This is a genomic window from Runella sp. R0.1_18 (assembly GCF_057652155.1).
The window spans coordinates 642199-662303 of sequence record NZ_JBYFCK010000001.1 but is presented as its reverse complement, the minus strand read 5'-3'; the positions used below and the strand labels follow the sequence as shown (position 1 = coordinate 662303).

Here is a 20105-nt window from a genome sequence, read left to right as displayed (position 1 = left end):
CTTCAAGTCCGATATTTCTTTAATCAACTCTTCCATAATCTCATCTATGCAAATAGCGTACCTAAACAGTTACAAATAATTTTATTTGGTAAGCATCCTGAAATCATATGTGGGTTTTTGTCCCGATTTCAACGCGGCAACAAAAACTTACTCGATTGCCGTCTTATAAAGAGAGATAGTCTCTGTAATTGCTAATATCATTATTTTCCACTGGCAATTTGGTGTCATTATCGATGACTGTCCCAAACATAGTAGTTGTTCGGCTTTTATAGGGATTTGAGAAGCAGCCTTCGGTCATAAGCAGTACTCCCGCTGCATAGAGCCATGGTTTTAATCGTTGTTTCATGGGAAGTTGTGTCTAAGGGTGGATGGATACCTAAAGGTAAATAATTTAGTCACAAAATGACATTGCGAAATGGGAGACGAGGGCTGGGCAAAATAGCTACGCAATAGCCTAGCTGAGCAAACCTACCCCATTTTAGCAAATTCCTTTGTTAATTTGTGGGGAAAAACCGTTGAGGAGTGTTACGAAATTGTAAATTTGCATTTTATACACTTTAAACCGTAAGACTCCCTCTTCAAAACATCCCTCATCAGATGCTTAACATTGTACTTTTTGGCCCTCCCGGTGCGGGCAAAGGCACCCAAGCGGCAAAGCTCATCGAGAAATACCAGCTATTTCACATTTCTACGGGAGATTTGTTCCGGATGCACATCAAGGAGCAAACCGAGCTCGGTAAGCGGGTGAAAGATTTGCTCGATAACGGGATTTTGGTTCCAGATTCCATCACCATCGATATGTTGGAAGAGGAAGTGCAGAAAAATCCTGACGCAAAAGGAATTATTTTTGACGGATTCCCGCGTACTGTTCCCCAAGCCGAAGCCCTCGATGCGTTTTTGGAGTCAAAAAACACCAATATCAAAGCCGTCTTACAGCTGGATGTCAACGAAGAAGAATTGAAACGCCGTATTGCCGAACGCAAAAAAATAAGCGGACGAGCCGATGACGACGAGGATAAACTGGTAAAGCGTATAGATGAATATTTCAACAAAACGGTTCATGTACTGCCTTATTATGAAGCCCAAGGCAAGCTGACGGTGGTGAACGGGATTGGCGAAATCGATCATATTTTTGGTCAACTTTGTGAGGCAATCGAGACCGTATAATAAATTTTAACGGGAGTTTCATACAGACTCTCCCTTTTCTTTCTCAACTTTGTAACTCGTGTGATGCCATTTCGGCCCATCACGCGAGTTTTTTATTTTACTATGGCAACTTCCAATTTTATAGATTACGTTAAAATAAACTGTCGCTCGGGAGCGGGTGGAGCAGGTTCTGCACACTTCCGACGTGAGAAATTTGTGGACAAAGGTGGCCCTGATGGGGGTGATGGCGGACGAGGTGGGCACATCATTATGAAAGCCAACTCGCAGCACTGGACACTCCTCCACTTGAAGTACCGCAAGCACATCAAAGCGGATGCTGGCGTAGGTGGCAGCGGGGCGCGTTGCAACGGAAAGCAAGGAAATGACGTCATCATAGAAGTACCGCTTGGGACAATTGCGCGCCACCCCGAAACAGGGGAAATAATGGGCGAAGTGACCGAGCATGATCAGGAGGTGATTTTGTTGAAAGGTGGACGCGGAGGGTTAGGAAACTGGCATTTTAGATCAGCAACCAACCAAACACCCCTCTACGCCCAACCTGGCGAACCTGGGCAAGAAGAATGGATTGTTTTGGAGCTAAAACTCCTTGCCGATGTAGGGCTAGTAGGGTTTCCAAACGCAGGAAAATCAACGTTGCTCTCAACGGTATCGGCAGCAAGACCCGAAATCGCCGATTATCCGTTTACAACGCTTGTCCCTAACTTGGGTGTGGTGGCTTACCGCGATTTTAAATCGTTTGTAATGGCCGACATTCCTGGGATTATCGAAGGGGCTTCGCAAGGGAAAGGATTAGGATTACGCTTTTTGCGACACATCGAACGCAACTCTATTTTGTTGTTTTTGGTGCCTGCAACCAGCGAAAACGCAGGGGATGAATACCGTACCTTGCTTCGTGAATTAGAATTATATGACCCAACTCTATTAGATAAAGAACGACTTTTGGCCATCTCGAAAATGGATTTAATTGACGACGAAGCCAAAAACGAGCTTATCAAAACACTTCCTTCCGATATACCGTACGTATTTATTTCGGCGGTGATGCAAGAAGGAATAAACGAACTGAAAGATTTGATTTGGAAGGTTTTAAATCCTTAAAAAATACTTCCAATCAATCAAAATAAGGTGGGTTAGTACCAAGCGTAAATAGCTATTTATTTACGCTGTTACTAACCTTTTTTTTGCGGTAGTAAAACATATATTCCACCATAAAGCTGAACAAATGAAATTTAGTAAAACATACTTATTCTATTTTGTCAACTTTTTATTATGGTCCTTTTTACCTCTTGCTGTAGTTGCCCAGATTAGCATCACGTTTCCGAGCAGTCGCATTGTTTTCCAGCGCGACAATGCGGGCAACGGAACAATTCCTATTACGGGGCAGTATGCTCAAAGCATCGACCGAGTAGAAGCACGTGTGGTGCCAATGGTCGGCGGGCAAGGAGAGCAAACCGACTGGCGTACAATTCAGCAAAACCCACAAGGAGGATTTTATTCGGGCAGTATTTCGGTAAGGGGGGGCTGGTATGAATTGCAAATCAGGGGACTGGCCAATGGAAATGTAGTTACTACTACTGAGCTTCAGCGGGTAGGGGTTGGTGAGGTATTTGTTGTAGCAGGCCAATCCAATGCGCAGGGTTTTTTCAACTACGGCGCACCGAGCCCAGGCGACGATCGAGTCAATTGTGTTAATTATTACAACGGTACGCACCAAAATAACTCACTCCCTGCGCCGTCGTTTGTCAAAATGAGTGACAATAGCAATGTGAGTCCGCGCGGGTTATCCCCGTGGTGCTGGGGGCGTTTGGGGGATATTCTGACCAATCGACTCAATGTACCCGTGTTGTTCTACAATGCAGGTTGGGAGGGAACAGCCTCGAAAAACTGGTCCGAAACCGTCGATGGTGGTACTACAAGTAGCATTTATATCAATGATACCTACCCTCCTGGCCAGCCCTATGCTAACTTACGTTTAGCGCTCAACTATTATGCCAGCCTTACGGGGGTGCGGGCAGTGCTTTGGCACCAAGGCGAGGCTGATAATATCCTTAATACCAATGCCAATCTCTATGCATCTAATTTGCAGACGGTGATTAATAAATCACGACAACATTTTGGTAGAAATGTAAGCTGGGTGGTTGCGAGGGTATCCCATTATAAAGGGAAAAATAGCCAAGAGGTAATCAATGGTCAAAACCAAACGGTATTTAACACCTCGGCGGCTTATTTTGGCCCCAATACCGACGATGTTCAAATCCCTCGTCCAGACGGAGCTCACTTGCAAAATGGAGGATTAGCAGATGCTGCCAATGTTTGGGCTAACTCGCTCGACGAAGCCTTTTTTATCAATTGTTCTCCACAAACAGGTACTTATCCTTCTTTTTCCGTTCGTTGTGCGGGGGGGAATCAACTCAATATCAATGTGCAAGGACCGTTTGTGTCGGTGCAGTGGAACAACGGTGCCACGGGGTCTTCTGTTAACTTTGGTCCAGGTACGTACCAGGCTACCGTCCGCGATGCTTCGGGAAATACCTATTTTACGCCTTCCATTACCGTTCCCAATGACTTACAAAGTGCGCCCGTGAGTATTGCAGTTGACGGGAAAGTTCCTCTGTGTCAGGGTAGTAGTATTGGCCTGACGTCGAGTAGCAGCATTGACAACAATTGGAGTACGGGAGCCTCCAGCCAGCGTATCGATGTGTCTTCGGGAGGAACATATACGGTGACTACTAGAAACCTTTATGGTTGTAGTAGCACGGCTTCGTTTACCGTGAGTACTGTCAATTCGCCTCCGCCAGCCAAACCTACCATCAATGCTTCTGGAGCGCTTACTTTTTGCCAGGGTGGTTCGGTTAGTCTAATGGCTAGTGCTGCCAACGAATACCGTTGGTCAAACGGCGAACGTGGTCAGACAGTAGCAGCTCGTACGTCGGGGATTTATGAAGTACGGGTGCTCGATAGCCAAGGCTGTACGTCAGAGCCTGCGAGTGTGGTGGTGGTGGTGAACACGCCACCTGCCGCCCCAAGTATTAGTGCTTCGGGAAATACGTCGTTTTGTGAAGGGGGAGAAGTGACATTATCTTCCAATTATTCGGCAGGAAATGTTTGGAGCAACGGTGAACAAGGAACCAGTATCAAAGTGACAACGTCGGGCACGTATAATGTTCGTTTTAGGGATGACAATGGCTGCGACGCAATTTCTAATTCCATCAAAGTAACTGCCAATCCGCTTCCTGCCAAACCTGTGATTACGGCGGAGCGCCCACTTACTTTTTGTGAAGGCGATAGTACCGTTCTTACCTCTACCAATTCGGCCCAGTACAATTGGAGTAATGGAGCTCGTAATCGTCGCATCAGTATTTTACAAGCGGGTACTTTTACTGTGGCTATCACAGATGCCAACGGCTGTTCTTCGCCTGTTTCTGACCCTGTTACGGTCAAAACTAATCCGCTACCACCCGCCCCAACCATTACTGCCGATCGAACACCTAATATTTGTGAAAACGAAGTAATTACGCTGACTTCATCTTCGCAAGCGGGCTATATTTGGAGCAATGGCCAAAATACTCGAAGTGTGACGGTCAACCTCACGGGGCGTTATTCGGCACGGACGGTGGATGCCAATCAGTGCCAATCGTTGTCTTCTAATGTCATTGCGGTAACTGTCAGCCGTCTTCCTGACAAACCAACCATTACGGCGCTTGGGCCGACGACTTTTTGTGTGGGAGGCCAAGTGCAATTGACCACCAACTATAGCTCAGGTCTTTCGTGGAGTAATTTTCAAACCACCCAAACGGTCACCGCTACTACTGGGGGCGACTACCGAGTGCGTTATCGAGATGGCAACAACTGTGAGGCGATTTCTGATCCATTTAAAGTAACTGTTCACCCTTTACCCACTGCTCCTTCGGTGATTAGCGAAAGACCTACAACCTTTTGTTTATTTGATAATACTGTACTCACCATTACCTCGGCGGGGAGTTCGTTTAAATGGAGTACGGGCGATGAAGGCCGAAGCATAAAAACCTACTCGGCGGGCAGTGTTACGGCCACCGTTTATGACCCAACCACGGGTTGTACTTCGCCTCCCTCTAATCCCATTACCATTACGGTCAACCCGCTTCCAGATAAGCCCACCATCAGTGCAATAGGTTCGACGACGATTTGTGCGGATAAATCGGTGACTCTTACCGCCTCACAAGCCGATGGTTATCAGTGGTCTAACTCCGCAACGACGCAAAGTATCAACGCCAACGTGGCGGGAAATTACACGGTTGCCGCCAGAAATCAATTTGGTTGTTTTTCGTCGGCTTCTGATCCTATTACAGTTCGAGTGATTCAACTGCCTAATCCGCCGTCGGTTATTGCTGAGGGGCGTACTACGTTCTGCGAAGGCGAACAAGTAGGGTTGAGGGTAGAAAGCCCCTATCAGGTTATCTGGAATACGGGAGAAACAACAAGTAGAATTATCGCCAAACAATCAGGAAATTACGCCGCTAGTATTCGTGATGAATCGGGGTGTCAATCGCCTTATACGGGTGCGGTTCGGGTAGAGGCCAAAACCCTTCCCGCTACGCCCGTCATTCAAAAATCGGGAATTTATGCCTTACAAGTGAGTAACCCGACCGAAGGCGCGACTTATGCTTGGACAAACAACGGCCAAGCCCTCAGCGAAACTGCCGCCACCATTCGAGCGACACAAGCAGGGAGTTATACGGTAATTTCGTCGATTAAACACAGTGCTACGCTGACTTGCACGTCCAAAACATCGGCGGCGTATGAGTTTGTGCTGGAAAGTGGCAACGCTCGTATAGGTGTTTTTCCCAACCCAAGTACCGACGGAAATGTCACCATTGAAGCATTAGAAAATTTGAGCGATGTAACCATCATCGTCTATGACCAAACGGGGCGTACGCTGATGACCAAAACGTTTGCTAGTTTGGTAGGTCAACAAAAACTAGATTTGAGTGACTTGCCCTACGGAACGTATCACATCAAAGTTCTAACTTCAACATTTAATGAAAGTAAAAAAATTGTTTTAAGCCAACCATGAGATTATTTGCCCTAATTGGATTTCCGTTGACTCACTCTTTCTCAAAAAAATATTTTACCGAAAAGTTTGACAAAGAAGGCATTAGCGGATGTCGCTATGAGTTGTTAGAATTGCCGAATTACCAAGATTTTCCCCAACTTATTGCCGCACATCCCGATTTGGTTGGTCTCAACGTGACCATTCCGCACAAGCAAAACGTTATTCCTTTTTTGGATGAATTGGATGCGGCCTCTGCGGCGCGGATTGGAGCGGTCAATACCATTAAAATTCTTCCCAATGGGAAATTAAAAGGCTATAACACCGACTATTACGGTTTTCGGTCGTCGCTGGAGCAATGGCTCGACTCCTTGCAGAGAACGCCTGCCAATCTCAAAGCATTGGTATTAGGCAACGGAGGCGCTGCCAAGGCGGTTTTTGCGGCTTTGAACGACTTGCAAATTGCGTATCAAGTGGTTTCTCGTCAAAAAAACGAAACGACCATCGGCTACGATGATCTCACTGAGGAAGTTATCCACAGTCATTCGTTGATTATCAACACTTCGCCCGTAGGAACGTATCCTAAGGTCGATGATTGCCCCGCGATTCCGTATCATTTATTGGGGGAGCAGCACCTTTTATACGACTTGGTGTATAATCCTGCGGAAACGTTATTTTTGCAAAAAGGGAAAGAACAAAACGCCCAAACGCACAACGGCCTTCCGATGCTACATCTACAGGCCGAAAAAGCGTGGGAAATCTGGAATGCAGAATAATAACTATATTTTTACAAGCGAGCGTCTCGGTTTTCGACAATGGCAGGATAGCGATGTCCCTCGGTTCGTGGCCATGAACCAAGACGAGCGCGTGATGAAGTTTTTCCCAAATCTTCTTCCCGAAAACGAAACCCGCGAGATGGTCGAACGAATGAAAGCGCTCATCGATCAGCGTGGTTATAGTTGGTTTGCAGTAGATGAGCTTTCGAGTGGCCAATTTATTGGGTTTATCGGCCTTAACCATCCTCGTTTCGAGAGTTTTTTTACGCCATGTTTAGAAATTGGCTGGCGGCTTCACCCCGATTTTTGGCACAAAGGCTACGCCACTGAAGGTGGAAATGCCTGCCTTGATTTTGCGTTTAATACCCTCAAAGTAGAAAAAGTATATGCCTTTACGGCTGATACCAACCAGCCTTCAGAGCAAGTAATGATTCGGCTCGGAATGACGAAAGTAGGTGAGTTTTTACATCCTCTTTTGCCTAATCATTCGTTGAGTAATCATGTATTGTATGTAACTTCGGGGCGGGTTGTGAGTAACTCTTGACAGTTAATCGGGTTGTGAGCAATCCTCAACACTTAATAAACCCTCAACACATAGCTCATTTTTATGTTACGTCGCGAATTTCTCCAACTCTCTGCGGGTCTTGTGGCCTTTGGTTGCCAAAAACCTTCGACCAAATCCACCCGTCGATTGCGTTTTGCTGTGGCCTCCGATGGCCATTATGGGCAAGCGAAAACGGATTATAAAACCTACCACGAGAACATTCTCAAGTACTTTAAGCAAGAACGGGCTGACAAAGGGCTTGATTTTGTGGTTTTTAACGGAGATTTATTTCACGATAACATTCAGTTCTTGCCCGAAGTCAAGCAGTACTTTGACCAATTAGGCTTTCCGTATTACGTGACGCGCGGCAACCACGACCACGTTACACCTGCCCAATGGCGCGAAACCTGGGGGTATGACCTTAATCATAGTGTAGAAATTGGCTCAAATGCCATTATTTTGGCTGATACTTCCAACGAAAAAGGAGACTATCTTTGTCCTGATATTCCGTGGATTGATGCTCAATTGGCCAAATTTACCAAAAAAGAACACGTATTTTTGTTCATGCACATTCCTGCTAAGCTTTGGTCGGAGCACGGTACTACTTGCCCTGAATTGGAAAAAACACTGGCCAAATATCCCAACCTCCGAGCCATGTTTCACGGGCATGATCACGCCATTGATATGGGCAAAACGCTTTCAAAACCTGCCTTTTTTGACGGGCATTTTGGTGGAAACTGGGGCGTTGACTACAAAGGTTACCGCATCGTCGAAGCCCGTAGCAGCAGCAGTTGTTATACATTTCAATGGAATCCCGACAAACAATTAAAAATTAACGAGCAAGTATTTTAGATTTTACCGAAACAAAGTGGAAGGGTAGCGTGTTATAAAAAGGTTCGTCGTACCTTTGCAGCGACGGTCTCAGTAACCCATTTTTTTATCCACGTCTAATTCTGCTCCAACAGCATGAAGACTTTCCACATACCCGAATTTTATCGTAGTCGGATTATTACTCCTATCAAAGAGCTACGTCGCAAAAACGATAAGTTGAAGCGCGATTTGTCGCCGACCGTGCTGGATTTCGGGGCGGTGAAGTTTCTCATTGCGCGGCATTTTGGATTTTGCTATGGCGTCGAAAACGCCATCGAAATCGCTTACAGGGCCATTGAAGAAAATCCGGATAAGCGTATCTTTTTATTGAGCGAAATGATTCATAATCCTGACGTTAATCGGGATTTATTGGAACGTGGCGTGCGTTTTTTGATGGAAACTACAGGCCGCCAAATCATTCCTTGGGAAGAACTCAAGTCGGATGACATCGTTGTTGTTCCTGCTTTTGGAACGACCATCGAAATCCAAAATCGCTTGCAACTTCTTGGCATCGACGCCTATAAATACGATACTACTTGTCCGTTTGTGGAAAAAGTGTGGAACCGCGCAGCCCAAATCGGTCAGAAAAACTATACGATTGTCGTACACGGAAAACCGTTACACGAAGAAACTCGGGCTACGTTTTCTCATAGTAAAGAAGATGCTCCTACGGTTATTGTTAAAAACCAAAAACAAGCCGAACGCTTGGCCCGCTACATTACGGGTGAAGCCAATAAAGAAGAATTTTTTGAGGAGTTTAGTGGGCAATATTCCGTAGGTTTTGACCCAGAACAGGATTTACAACGCATTGGGGTCGTCAACCAAACAACGATGCTGGCTTCGGATACGCAGGGAATTGCGGATTATCTCAAACAGGTAATGATAAAACATTTCGACCTTGCCCCGCACGAAGTAGAAAGTCGTTTTGCCAATACGCGCGATACCCTTTGCTACGCCACCAACGACAACCAAGATGCTACCTATGCTTTGTTGAAAGAACAAGCTGATTTTGTGTTGATTGCGGGTGGTTATAATAGCTCCAATACCTCCCATATTGTAGAACTTTGTGAGACCAAATTTCCAACGTATTTTATTGAGTCGGCCAACAAAATTTTGGATCGCAACCTCATCAAACACTACGACTTACACCGAAAGAAAGAAAAAGTCACCGAAAACTTCATTCCAGATAAAGATTCGGTGACTGTTATGCTCACTTGTGGGGCGTCTTGTCCTGATGCCATCATTGAAGGCGTCTTGACGCGGATGTTGTCGTTTTTCCCCGATGCCCGTTCGTTGGACGAAGTAATGGCAGAGGTGTTGTAAGATTGAACAAAAGCATTACGGTTTTTCTACCCGAAATGTTTTTGTTTGGGTAAACGTCCGTCCAAACATGTCTTTGGCACGAACTTCAATTGTGTGCGTACCTTCTACCTTTGTATTTGGAAAAGCCACCGACCACAAGTGCGTTGACTTGACGGGATTGCTTGGCCGACGCCCTGGCATCAACTTTTCGGAGGCATCCCAGCGGTAAAGGGCAGCCACATAGCGAGGATCGGGTTCCTGCGTGTAGGTCATTGGTTTCCAATCGCCGTTATCGAGGCGGTATTCAACCACGTCTTTTTCACTTCCCATAAAAAAGTTGGCATACACTTTAGCCGCCGTTCCACGGTCAGATGGAATGACGTTTGGGGCGTAAATATCAATCTGATAGTCGCTAGGTTTGCCCACTACTTTGTAGTCGATGGTATATTGATTGCCGTTGAAATTGAGGAAAACGTATCCCTTGGGTGTACCATCGCGCATGGTAGAAGCAGGAACGCCTTGGTCATTTTTTTCGCCCGAATACCAGTCGCCCGAGGTTGTTCCAACGTTAAATTCATAGAAAGGTTTAGCTCCTTGCCATCCCTCTTTTTCACCGAAAAAGTTTTGTTGTTGGAAGTGCGTGTGGGCCGAAAGCGCAAGTGTATTTGGGTATTCTTTGAGGATAGAAAAAAGACGCTGACGGTCTTCCAAACGAAACGATTCACCTTCTAATTCCAAAGGAATATGGAACGCCAATACTACCAAATTTTCTTTAGGAACAAACTTTAGATCATTTTCTACAAAATCAAGTTGGTCTTTACGGAAGCCCCCCCAATAACCTTTGCCGTCGCGCGGGTCAGGATAGAGGATGTCGTCAAGTACAATAAAATGGACCTTGCCATAATTGAACGAATAATTAACTGGGCCTAAATGCGATTGAAACGCCTCGTTGGCGTGTTCGTCTTGGGTCACGTCGTAGTTCATGTCGTGGTTGCCCGTAAGATTGTACCAAGGAAGTCCCACTTTCCGAATCGTTTCTTTGTAAGCTTGGTGTAGATCGAGGTTGTCGCCGACCAAGTCGCCCAAACTTAACCCAAAAGCAACTTCTTTGATACCTGCTACCTCTTGGACAACCCCTTTTTCAAAGTGTTTTAGGTCGTCTAAAGTATAGGGCTGTGGGTCACCAAAAATGAGGGCTTTGAAGTTATCAGCTTCGGGGGAGGCCGTCAGGGCAAAATCCAATGAAGCAGGAAGCGCGCCCGTCGGTGCTGCTCCTTTGTACTTCAATTCGGGTGCACCTTTGGGTTTGTGTAAATAGTAAGACTTAGGAAGGTTATTTTCGTCTAAGGCTACTTTATAACCTGTGGGCTTGATGACAAAGAAAATATTGTCGTCGCCAACGGGCAACTGATATTCTCCTTTTGCATTGGTGACTACCACGTCTGTACCGTTGGATACGGCTACGTTGGCAATGCCTTTTTCTTTTTTGTCTTTCTTAAAATTGCCATTTAGGTCTTCGTAAACAATTCCTTTGGCTACATTTTGAGCCGAAGCAGTACCGACCAGAAACGTCGATAAGAGCAGTAGCGTAAATTTGTTCATAGGGGAGAGGTTTGATTGAAACGGGGATAATTAACTGCAAAAGAACAATTGGTATGTTAACTCATGATGAAGGCAAGATTATTATACGCGTCAGCCCATAAAAAAAGGCAGCTTTTGAGGGCTGCCTTGGGGTTTCGCGCGGAAGGTTTACCAGTTGATACCTGACTCTCCAAATCCTAACTTCCTAGTAAACTGCGACGAAAGCTTTGATTTACTTGAGATATAACGCACACTGGCCCCAATGAAGGGCGCAATGTTAGGACGCTCAGTTCCGAGGTTTTCGCGGGCCGCGTTGAAGGTGCGGATTTGGCGGAATGTGCCCAAACCAGCTTCTAACGACACGTTGAAAACGGTAAACAAATGCGCATTGGCTGCTACAGACAGCTTTACTTGTTGGTAATTGCTACGGCGAAGCATTTTTTCTACACTTGTTACTTGTTGAAAACCACCACTATAGCCATCAAATGCCCCAATCATGTCGAAGTTGAGCCATTCATTAAAACGGTAATTGATGTCGGCACGAAACGGTAATAAACCCGACACACGCCATTGTTTGTTGATGCGTTTGTTAATCCCAAAAACAGGTATAAAGCGAATTTTTTGGTTGTAAATCAACACCGTTCCGTAGGCGATTTGGGTATGGATTCCCAAAATGCGCATTCGCGCCCCACCACCCCAAAAGAAGGGTTGCGGCGTAAAAAATGTCTCATTTGACTCGGTCAGTCCCAAACCACCGCCGTAAATCCAAAGGCGGTCGCGGAGGCTTGCTTGGAGCATCAAGACACCCGCAGAAAACGTTTTATAGCCATTGTCGGGCGTGATGGTACTATTAATGCTTGGATTAATTTGAGAGGCATTGGCCAACATTAAAAAATGACGAGCGCGTAAGTCTAGTTTTTTACGCAAACTAAACGCCACATCAACTTCGCTACGAAGTGGAATGATGGCGTTGAACGAGGTTCTAGTAAGCCCAAAACGTTGGTTGTTTCCCATGTTAGCCTCGGCCATCAAATCGGCACGAAGCGTAGCATTAGGATAAAAAAGACGACTCAAGGCAAAGTGCTGGGCGCGAGCGTGGGGAAAAATGAAAATCAAGAAAAAAGGAACGCACAAACGCAGTCTGGTCATAAAAATGTCATTTGGTGGAATTAACGTGTAAAAATGCACGATATTGCAAAAAAACTCAATTTAGAATGTCGAATCAAATGTGGGGAGGGTTGCTCACAACCCGATGGATTGTGAAGAGGGTTGCTTACAACCCGACGAGTAAAAACAGGAAATAGATGTTTCCTATCGTCAGCATGACAATGAACTCTAAACAAAAAACAGGAAACCGAATATAAATGAACCTAACCAATAAAGTTGTTTGGATAACGGGGGCTTCGTCAGGAATTGGTGAAGCATTGGCCCATGAATTTGCCAAAGAAGGTGCCAAATTGGTGCTTTCGGCGCGGCGTATGGAAGAGCTAGAGCGTGTAAAAAAAGAACTATCATTGCCTGAAAACTCCGTGATGACGTTGCCGATTGATATGCTCCGTCCCGAAGAGTTTGCGGCCAAAACCCAAAGTGTTTTGGCATACTTTGGACGAATCGACGTGCTTGTTCCCAATGCGGGCGTTAGTCAGCGTGAAAAGTTTTTGGACATTGCTCCTGCGGATTTTAAGCGATTAATGGATACTAATTTCACCAACCTTGTGCTGCTCACGCGCGAAGTACTGCCGCATTTATTGGTGCAAAAGTCGGGCGGAATACTGGTAACAAGCAGCGTAAGTGGAAAAATTGGGACGTCATTCCGTACGTTTTATAGTGCTTCAAAACACGCCATTCAAGGTTTTTTTGATTCGTTACGGGGCGAAGTATGGCAAGAAGGCGTGCAGGTGACGATTGTGTGTCCTGGCTATATCAAAACCAATATTTCGTACAATGCCATTGGAAAAGATGGAAAACCCTTTGGCAAGATGGACGAAAACCAAGCCAAAGGGATTCCAGCCGATGTATGTGCACGTAAAATGGTCGCAGCCTTCAAAGCAGGAAAGCGGGAGGTGGTAATTGCAGGTTTTATGGAAACCCTTGGCACCTACCTTAAGCGTTTTGCGCCAGCGTTGTTGTGGCAGTTTACCAAAAATTACAGTATCAAATCCGTTGAGCAATAGCTGATTACCAATTCAGCAATGCCGTCACCGCCGCATCGCCCATGGCAGCATTGCTGGGGCGTGGGTGATCGGCGTTGAATACTTCCAACAATTTACGATCTAGCAGTTGCGCATTGCTTTCGTCGATAGTGCCATCCGCTTTGGTTACTTTTGAGACATCTAAACGTAAATGCTTTGCCAAAAAACGATAGGCTGCGGCTCTTTTTGAAGGGCCGTAGTCGTGTTTTTCGGTGGGTAGGTGTACGTTTTCTACCAAATTAGCTTTTCCGTATAAGCTATAAATCTTCTGCAGATGCGGGTATTCCACCTCAGGGTTGTGCTTGGTCCAGTCGGCACCATCCGAAACGATTAGCAAGGGCCGAGGGGCAGCAAGGGCGGCAATTTCTACGTTATTGGTCTGAAAATCCCCTTTTTTATGCACTGGCATACCACTTTCGCAGGTACATCCCCCAAAAAAGTGTGCCGAAACCATGACCACAGGCACGGCTACTTTTACGCGCGGATCGAGAGCGGTTAGCATAAATGTTTGTGTTCCGCCGCCCGATTCACCCGTCACACCTACCCGATTTTTGTCGATGCCAGGTTGGTCAAGCAAAAAGTCCAGCGCCCGAATGCTGTTCAGCGCCTGGAGTTTAAATGCTTTGGGAAGTTTGTGTTGGCATTGTTGGGCATCGCTGTACCCCAGCATGTCAAATGCAAAAACAAGGGCCCCCATGCGGGCTAGGTTAGCACAACGAAACTGCATTGCCTCCAGAAAACGAGCATCGGCGTTTTGGGTATGTCCGTGTGGACAAAGCACCGCCGCAAATGGCCCTTTTTGCTGGAGTGGGCGATACAAATTTCCCGTTACATAATAACCCTCTACGCTCTCAAAAGCCACATTTTCAACGCTGTATCCGTTTAGCTCTCGTCGGCTGTGGACAATAGGTTTAGAGGCTGGGCGGGGCGGAAGGTTTTTGAGTTCCCCCCCTTCCAAAATACGATTACGGATTTGGGTAGCGCGGTTTTCCCATTCTTTTTTGGAAGAAGGAACGTGTTTTTCTAAAAATTCTTTGCCCTGTGCTTCGGTAAAATAAGCGCCCTGACACAATTCTGGGGTTGTTTGAGCAAAGGCTAACTGACAACTCATGCCAACAATGACAAAAGATAAAAGACGGTTCATGGTGATGGGAAGGATTGGTTTTATCCAAAAGCCATCGTTACTTCCAACCTACCGTTGGGATAAGCAGGATGTAACCGCACAACTTCGCCGATAACGATGATGGCAGGGTTAGCCAATTGCTCTTTTTCAACCACTTCTACAATCGTATCAACGGTGCCTAGGCCAAGTTTTTGGTAGGGCGTACTGCCGTTCTGGATAATAGCGACGGGTGTATTGCCGCGTCCTGCCTCCGAAAGTAGGGCGGTAATTTGGGGAAGGTGTTGCATTCCCATCAAAATCACGAGGGTTGCCGTGCTGTGAGCTGCCTTGGCGACGTCGTTGGAGAGGCTGTGATTTTTGGTGGTGCCCGTGAGTACCCAAAAGCTTTCGCTAACTCCTCGGCAGGTAAGCGGAATACCCGCCAAGGCGGGCACCGAAATGCTGCTCGAAATGCCAGGAATGACGGAGGTTTGAATACCAAATTCTTGGGCGAAGGCGATTTCTTCGTAACCCCTGCCAAAAACAAAAGAGTCGCCGCCTTTGAGGCGAACGACATGCCCGTAATTGAGGGCATAGTCAACAATGAGTTGGTTGAGGTCGTTCTGGGCAAATTCGCAGCGACCACGCCTTTTGCCTACATAGACCAACTGCGCGTGAGCAGGGGCATAGGAGAGGAGTTCGGTGGATACCAAAGCGTCGTACAGCACCACGTCTGCTTGTTGTAATGCTTTAATTCCCTTGAGTGTGATGAGCTCGGGGTCGCCAGGGCCAGCCCCTACAAGTGTCAATGTTGGTTTCATAATCAGTCCCTAATTTAACTTATTTACTTACCAAAGAGCCGCCACCCTTTTGGTGTATTTTGCACTTTATGAATACTTTTTTGAAATATTATTTTACCAATGTGAATATTGATAGAATAATAAATTAAAATTAAGTATTTTTTCAAAATTAAGTATTATTTTTAAGTATTCGTAGGAAATAATATTCTATTTTTGCAAAAGCTGGTTTTAAAAACAACCATTAATGCTGTAAAAATTGTAAAAATCAAAATATTTGGTTTTTGTTCTAAGTAACACAGGATTCAACTTTTATAAGAATTACTCATTAAAAATTGAAGTACATATAGAGGATTAAATTAGGGATTGTAAAAACAATTTTCTCCATGACACAACCGCTAAAGGTAGTGGTAGTAGGCAACGGAATGGTAGGCTATAAGTTCTGCGAAAAGTTGCTGACAAAAGTAGGTGGCGGCCTATTTTCTATCACGGTAATTGGTGAAGAACCTCGTCCAGCGTACGATCGGGTTCATCTCTCCGCGTATTTTTCGGGCACTTCAGTTGAAGAACTGACGATGGCACCCGCAAGCTGGTATGCCGACAACGGCATTCGGCTCCTTACTGGAGAGTGTGTGGTCAAGATTGACCCCGCAGCTCACTATGTTCAGACCCATACAGGGCTACAAATTCCTTACGACAAGCTGGTGTTGGCTACGGGCTCAGGGGCTTTTGTCCCTGCTGTGCCAGGCGTAGAAAAAGAAGGGGTGTTTGTGTATCGAACCATCGAAGACCTCGACGCCATCATTGGTTATTCCAAGGGTGCAACGCGTGCGGCGGTGATTGGGGGAGGACTTTTGGGGCTAGAAGCCGCCAAAGCAACCCTCGATTTGGGCTTAGAGACCCATGTGGTGGAGTTTGCGCCGCGACTTATGCCACGGCAATTGGACGCGGCGGGAGCTGGTATGCTCAAACGAAAAATGGAAGCCTTGGGGATTCAAATTCACCTCAATAAAAACACATCACAGTTTGATGGAGGGGAGGCAGTTGCTGGGCTTTCGTTTGCGGATGGAACATCCTTGGAGGTGGATATGGTCGTGATTTCGGCAGGGATACGCCCCCGCGACGAGTTGGCAAAACAAGCAGGCTTGGCAGTTGGCCCACGCGGAGGGATTATAGTCAACGACGAACTACAAACTTCCGATACCGATATTTATGCCATTGGCGAATGTGCTTTACATAAAGGTATGATTTATGGGCTTGTGGCTCCTGGTTATGAAATGGCTGAGGTAGTTGCCAAAAACCTGACAAGCCTCTCTTCCAATGGGGAGATTGTCCCCTCTTTGGGAGAGAGGGGGCTGTTTAAAGCGTTTGATATGTCCACAAAACTGAAACTCATCGGTGTCGATGTGGCAAGTTTTGGCGAGCCTTTCTGTGAACAAACACCCCACAATACGATTGTAGTAGAAGACAAACTGAAAGGTATTTACAAACGCCTCAATGTCTCAACTGATGGAAAATATCTGCTAGGTGGAATCTTGGTGGGAGAGGCCGAAAACTACAATATGCTTCTCCAAACGGTCAAAAATCGTTTGGTATTACCGCCTAATCCCGAAGACTTGGTGCTGCCTGCACGCAAAGGTGATGGTGCTTCAGCGGGAACAGGCATTGCCGACTTACCAGACGAGGCCAGTATTTGTTCGTGCGAAAACATTACCAAAGGCACGATTTGTCAGGTCATTGAAGAACACAACTTGCCCGATGTAGCAGCCATCAAAAAGTGTACAAAAGCAGGAACAGGTTGCGGTGGTTGTGTGCCTATGCTATCTGATTTGTTGACCGAAACCCTCAAAAAGCAAGGTAAAGTAGTAAAAAAAGTGCTTTGCGAGCATTTTGATTATTCGCGCCAAGAAATGTATCACTTGATTCAAACGTCGGGGACACGTACCTACGATGAAGTGGTAGCGAAGTTTGGAAAAGGGTGTGGCTGTGAGGTTTGTAAGCCAGCTGTTGCTTCGATGTTGGCCAGTATTTATAACGATGTGATTGCCAAACAGGCGGTAATTCAAGACACGAACGACCGTTTTATGGCCAATATTCAGCGGGGAGGGACGTACTCGGTCGTGCCCCGCGTACCAGGTGGAGAAATTACCCCCGAACAACTTATTGCGCTCGGAACGGTTGCTAAAAAGTATGATTTATATTGTAAAATTACTGGTGGACAGCGGGTTGACTTATTCGGAGCGCGGGTTGAGCAACTGCCTTTTATTTGGGAAGAGTTGCTCGAAGTAGGCTTTGAAAGTGGTCATGCTTACGGAAAATCATTGCGTACGGTCAAAAGCTGTGTAGGAAGTACGTGGTGCCGATTTGGGGTACAAGATTCGGTCGGATTTGCGATTCGGGTAGAGAACCGCTACAAAGGGATTCGGTCGCCGCACAAACTCAAAAGTGCTGTTTCGGGCTGTACGCGTGAGTGTGCCGAAGCCCAAAGCAAAGATTTTGGCATCATCGCAACCGAAAAAGGGTGGAATCTGTACGTATGCGGAAACGGTGGAATCAAGCCTCAACACGCGCTGTTGCTGGCCAGCGACCTCGACGATGAAACTTGTCTGAAGTACATCGACCGTTTCTTGATGTTTTACATCAAAACCGCAGAACCACTCCAACGCACCGCTACATGGTTCAATAAATTAGAAGGGGAAATGGAGTACCTCCGCGACGTGATTATCAATGATAGTTTAGGGATTGCGGCTGAACTGGAGCACGAGCTGCAATACTTGGTCGATACGTACCACGATGAGTGGCGAGTGGCAGTAGAAACGCCTGAAATCAGGGCACGTTTTTCCCATTTTGTCAATGTAAAAGAGCCAGATCCGACGTTGGAGTTTGTGCAGATGCGCGGACAAAAACGCCCCGCTGATTGGTAACCTGTCCAAGTTTCACCCTAAAACTGAATTAAAAATGAATAATCAACCTACTACTTGGTTCAAAGCAGCACCCGTTTCTGCTTTTCCCGAAAATGGTGGTGCTTGTGTTAAATACAACGACAAACAAATTGCGGTGTTTCATTTCAAACAACTCGATAAATGGTATGCAACCGACAATGAATGCCCCCACAAACATCAAATGGCCTTGAGCCGTGGGATGATTGGCGACCAGCAGGGGCATCCGAAAGTGGCTTGCCCTTTTCATAAAAAAACGTTTTCCCTTGAGACAGGACTGAATTTACAAGGCGAAGATTATTGCATCAATGTCTATCCCGTCAAAATAGAAGATGGGTTTGTGTTTATCGGAATTTAACATTCCAACTTATGCCATTACGCGTACCTAAACGTTTTACTCGGCTGTATATCATGGCCTTATCGTTGGTTGCATTTCTGACGATACTCGGACAATTATTGGTTCAAAATTCCTTGGAGGGGTCGTTGCACGACTCCTGGCTGGTGAATTATGCGGGCCGTCAACGCTTTCAAAGTCAGTTGATTGCCAAAAGTGTCCTCTTACTTACCCAGCGACCAGACTTGGCCGATAAAGCAACGCACGTAACAGAGTTAAAAAAGGTATTACGCGATTGGGAAGATCACCACGACCAATTAAAAACGGGAAATCTTCGGGATATTAAGGCGACATCGGTAAACAGCGATACCGTACGGGCGATGTTTGAAGACATTGATGCGCATTTTCAGGCAATTGCGCGCAGTACCCATGCGGTCATTGGCTGGCTCGAACAGCCCGTCCGCACTGGCAATGTGGATGTTTACCTAAAAAATATCTTTGCGCATGAACTTGTGTTTTTGCGTAAAATGGACCGCATCGTATTTCAATACGACCAAGAAGCCAAAGCCAAAGTTACAACGCTTCGACGCATTGAACTTTGGCTGATGGCTTTTACGCTTTGTGTTTTGTTAGTAGAGGGATTATTTATTTTTCGACCCGCAGTGGCGAAACTCTCCGAAACGCTTCATCAGCTCATAGAAGCGCGCGAAAAAACGCATCAGGCCAACCAAGAACTTCAAAAAGCCTATCAGGAATTGCGGGCTACGCAGGCAAAATTGCTAGAAGCAACGCAGCATCGGCATCGCCAAGAACTGAAAGAACAGAAAATTCATACATCAGCGCTGCTTCAAGGGCAGGAAGAGGAGCGTCGCCGTCTTTCCAAAGAACTTCACGACGGGGTAGGGCAGATGTTGACTGGGCTGAAATTGATGGCCGAAAGTTTTTCAAACGGAGCGGACTGGTCGGAAAAAGACCGCCAACAAGCCATAAATCTTCGACAATTGGTAGGGCAAACAATCCAAGAAGTACGAGGAATTTCCAACAACCTGATGCCTACCGTTCTGAATGATTTTGGAGTGAAGTTGGCCCTAAAACAGCTCGTGGATTCTACTGTCAGAAATACAGGAGCGCCGCTGGTTTTTGAGTCAAACCTTAACGACGAACGTTTTGATCCACGGATTGAAATAGGGCTCTACCGAATTGCCCAAGAGGCGATTCACAATGCCGTCAAACACTCGCAAGCCACCAGTATTGCCGTTCGTATTTTTCGTCAAGAAAAAGACATTGTACTCAAAATCAAGGACAACGGCAAAGGGTTTCGAATCAATAAGAAAATGCAGGCAACGCTCGTACCTACCCATGGCTTGACCAACCTCCAAGAACGTACCCGTTTGTTGGATGGAAAAATCAAAATTCACTCGACGGTAGGCCAAGGCACTGAAATAATTGTAAATATTCCTCAACATAACTAACAA

The 20105-nt window shown here is 46.1% G+C and carries 16 protein-coding genes; 11 read left to right on the top strand and 5 right to left on the bottom strand.

Annotated elements, in window-relative coordinates:
* Positions 1-163: 163 nt before the first annotated feature.
* A complete protein-coding gene (locus AC23P2_RS02855) occupies positions 164-346 on the bottom strand; it encodes a hypothetical protein (RefSeq protein ID WP_487771779.1) in 183 nt (60 codons plus the stop codon).
* A gap of 251 nt (positions 347-597) precedes the next feature.
* Between AC23P2_RS02855 and AC23P2_RS02850 the strand changes: the two genes are divergently transcribed.
* The 7 genes from AC23P2_RS02850 (at position 598) to AC23P2_RS02820 (ending at position 9706) form a co-directional block, all read left to right on the top strand.
* Positions 598-1167 (top strand): adenylate kinase, encoded by a 570-nt coding sequence (locus AC23P2_RS02850; protein ID WP_028523839.1) that lies wholly within the window; start codon positions 598-600, stop codon positions 1165-1167.
* 102 nt (positions 1168-1269) lie between these two features.
* The gene (obgE, locus tag AC23P2_RS02845; RefSeq protein WP_487771778.1) at positions 1270-2262 is read left to right on the top strand and encodes a GTPase ObgE; all 993 of its coding nucleotides are present in this window, start codon (positions 1270-1272) and stop codon (positions 2260-2262) included.
* A 124-nt stretch (positions 2263-2386) separates the two neighbouring features.
* Entirely contained in the window at positions 2387-6217 is a 3831-nt protein-coding gene (locus AC23P2_RS02840) for a T9SS type A sorting domain-containing protein (RefSeq protein ID WP_487771777.1), read from the top strand.
* Complete coding sequence (locus AC23P2_RS02835; protein ID WP_487771776.1) at positions 6214-6969, top strand: shikimate dehydrogenase family protein; 756 nt, start codon at positions 6214-6216, stop codon at positions 6967-6969. Before AC23P2_RS02840 ends, AC23P2_RS02835 begins: the two co-directional genes overlap by 4 nt.
* Positions 6959-7513, top strand: coding sequence for a GNAT family N-acetyltransferase (locus AC23P2_RS02830; protein ID WP_487771775.1), 555 nt, complete (start codon positions 6959-6961; stop codon positions 7511-7513). Before AC23P2_RS02835 ends, AC23P2_RS02830 begins: the two co-directional genes overlap by 11 nt.
* 63 nt (positions 7514-7576) lie before the next feature.
* Positions 7577-8365 (top strand): metallophosphoesterase family protein, encoded by a 789-nt coding sequence (locus AC23P2_RS02825; RefSeq protein ID WP_487771774.1) that lies wholly within the window; start codon positions 7577-7579, stop codon positions 8363-8365.
* Between the two features lie 114 nt (positions 8366-8479).
* The gene (locus tag AC23P2_RS02820; protein WP_487771773.1) at positions 8480-9706 is read left to right on the top strand and encodes a 4-hydroxy-3-methylbut-2-enyl diphosphate reductase; all 1227 of its coding nucleotides are present in this window, start codon (positions 8480-8482) and stop codon (positions 9704-9706) included.
* 15 nt (positions 9707-9721) lie between these two features.
* Here the strand turns inward: AC23P2_RS02820 and AC23P2_RS02815 are convergent, their stop codons facing one another.
* Entirely contained in the window at positions 9722-11287 is a 1566-nt protein-coding gene (locus AC23P2_RS02815) for a calcineurin-like phosphoesterase C-terminal domain-containing protein (protein WP_487771772.1), read from the bottom strand.
* Positions 11288-11434: 147 nt separating this feature from the next.
* Complete coding sequence (locus tag AC23P2_RS02810) at positions 11435-12415, bottom strand: hypothetical protein (protein WP_487771771.1); 981 nt, start codon at positions 12413-12415, stop codon at positions 11435-11437.
* A 215-nt stretch (positions 12416-12630) separates the two neighbouring features.
* Between AC23P2_RS02810 and AC23P2_RS02805 the strand changes: the two genes are divergently transcribed.
* The gene (locus AC23P2_RS02805) at positions 12631-13440 is read left to right on the top strand and encodes an SDR family oxidoreductase (protein WP_487771770.1); all 810 of its coding nucleotides are present in this window, start codon (positions 12631-12633) and stop codon (positions 13438-13440) included.
* A 4-nt stretch (positions 13441-13444) separates the two neighbouring features.
* Here the strand turns inward: AC23P2_RS02805 and AC23P2_RS02800 are convergent, their stop codons facing one another.
* Complete coding sequence (locus AC23P2_RS02800) at positions 13445-14602, bottom strand: alpha/beta hydrolase family protein (RefSeq protein WP_487771769.1); 1158 nt, start codon at positions 14600-14602, stop codon at positions 13445-13447.
* 20 nt (positions 14603-14622) lie between these two features.
* The gene (gene cobA, locus AC23P2_RS02795; RefSeq protein WP_487771768.1) at positions 14623-15381 is read right to left on the bottom strand and encodes a uroporphyrinogen-III C-methyltransferase; all 759 of its coding nucleotides are present in this window, start codon (positions 15379-15381) and stop codon (positions 14623-14625) included.
* Between the two features lie 362 nt (positions 15382-15743).
* Here cobA and nirB point away from each other — a divergent pair, with 362 nt between their 5' ends.
* Genes nirB through AC23P2_RS02780 form a run of 3 tightly spaced genes read left to right on the top strand, consistent with a single transcriptional unit; the run spans position 15744 to position 20102 of the window.
* The gene (gene nirB, locus AC23P2_RS02790) at positions 15744-18281 is read left to right on the top strand and encodes a nitrite reductase large subunit NirB (RefSeq protein WP_487771767.1); all 2538 of its coding nucleotides are present in this window, start codon (positions 15744-15746) and stop codon (positions 18279-18281) included.
* Positions 18282-18315: 34 nt separating this feature from the next.
* On the top strand, positions 18316-18654 hold the full coding sequence (gene nirD, locus AC23P2_RS02785) for a nitrite reductase small subunit NirD (protein WP_028523850.1): 339 nt from the start codon (positions 18316-18318) through the stop codon (positions 18652-18654).
* Between the two features lie 11 nt (positions 18655-18665).
* Positions 18666-20102, top strand: coding sequence for an ATP-binding protein (locus AC23P2_RS02780; protein ID WP_487771766.1), 1437 nt, complete (start codon positions 18666-18668; stop codon positions 20100-20102).
* The last annotated feature ends 3 nt before the right edge of the window (positions 20103-20105 follow it).

What these genes read in the sequence shown, in the direction of transcription:
- nirB (WP_487771767.1), top strand. Translation starts at nt 15,744, where the DNA reads ATGACACAACCGCTAAAGGTAGTGGTAGTAGGCAACGGAATGGTAGGC.
- AC23P2_RS02835 (WP_487771776.1), top strand. Translation starts at nt 6,214, where the DNA reads ATGAGATTATTTGCCCTAATTGGATTTCCGTTGACTCACTCTTTCTCA.
- AC23P2_RS02780 (WP_487771766.1), top strand. Translation starts at nt 18,666, where the DNA reads ATGCCATTACGCGTACCTAAACGTTTTACTCGGCTGTATATCATGGCC.
- cobA (WP_487771768.1), bottom strand. Translation starts at nt 15,381, where the DNA reads ATGAAACCAACATTGACACTTGTAGGGGCTGGCCCTGGCGACCCCGAG.
- AC23P2_RS02800 (WP_487771769.1), bottom strand. Translation starts at nt 14,602, where the DNA reads ATGAACCGTCTTTTATCTTTTGTCATTGTTGGCATGAGTTGTCAGTTA.
- AC23P2_RS02825 (WP_487771774.1), top strand. Translation starts at nt 7,577, where the DNA reads ATGTTACGTCGCGAATTTCTCCAACTCTCTGCGGGTCTTGTGGCCTTT.
- AC23P2_RS02855 (WP_487771779.1), bottom strand. Translation starts at nt 346, where the DNA reads ATGAAACAACGATTAAAACCATGGCTCTATGCAGCGGGAGTACTGCTT.
- AC23P2_RS02810 (WP_487771771.1), bottom strand. Translation starts at nt 12,415, where the DNA reads ATGACCAGACTGCGTTTGTGCGTTCCTTTTTTCTTGATTTTCATTTTT.
- AC23P2_RS02850 (WP_028523839.1), top strand. Translation starts at nt 598, where the DNA reads ATGCTTAACATTGTACTTTTTGGCCCTCCCGGTGCGGGCAAAGGCACC.
- nirD (WP_028523850.1), top strand. Translation starts at nt 18,316, where the DNA reads ATGAATAATCAACCTACTACTTGGTTCAAAGCAGCACCCGTTTCTGCT.
- AC23P2_RS02805 (WP_487771770.1), top strand. Translation starts at nt 12,631, where the DNA reads ATGAACCTAACCAATAAAGTTGTTTGGATAACGGGGGCTTCGTCAGGA.
- AC23P2_RS02815 (WP_487771772.1), bottom strand. Translation starts at nt 11,287, where the DNA reads ATGAACAAATTTACGCTACTGCTCTTATCGACGTTTCTGGTCGGTACT.
- AC23P2_RS02820 (WP_487771773.1), top strand. Translation starts at nt 8,480, where the DNA reads ATGAAGACTTTCCACATACCCGAATTTTATCGTAGTCGGATTATTACT.
- obgE (WP_487771778.1), top strand. Translation starts at nt 1,270, where the DNA reads ATGGCAACTTCCAATTTTATAGATTACGTTAAAATAAACTGTCGCTCG.
- AC23P2_RS02840 (WP_487771777.1), top strand. Translation starts at nt 2,387, where the DNA reads ATGAAATTTAGTAAAACATACTTATTCTATTTTGTCAACTTTTTATTA.
- AC23P2_RS02830 (WP_487771775.1), top strand. Translation starts at nt 6,959, where the DNA reads ATGCAGAATAATAACTATATTTTTACAAGCGAGCGTCTCGGTTTTCGA.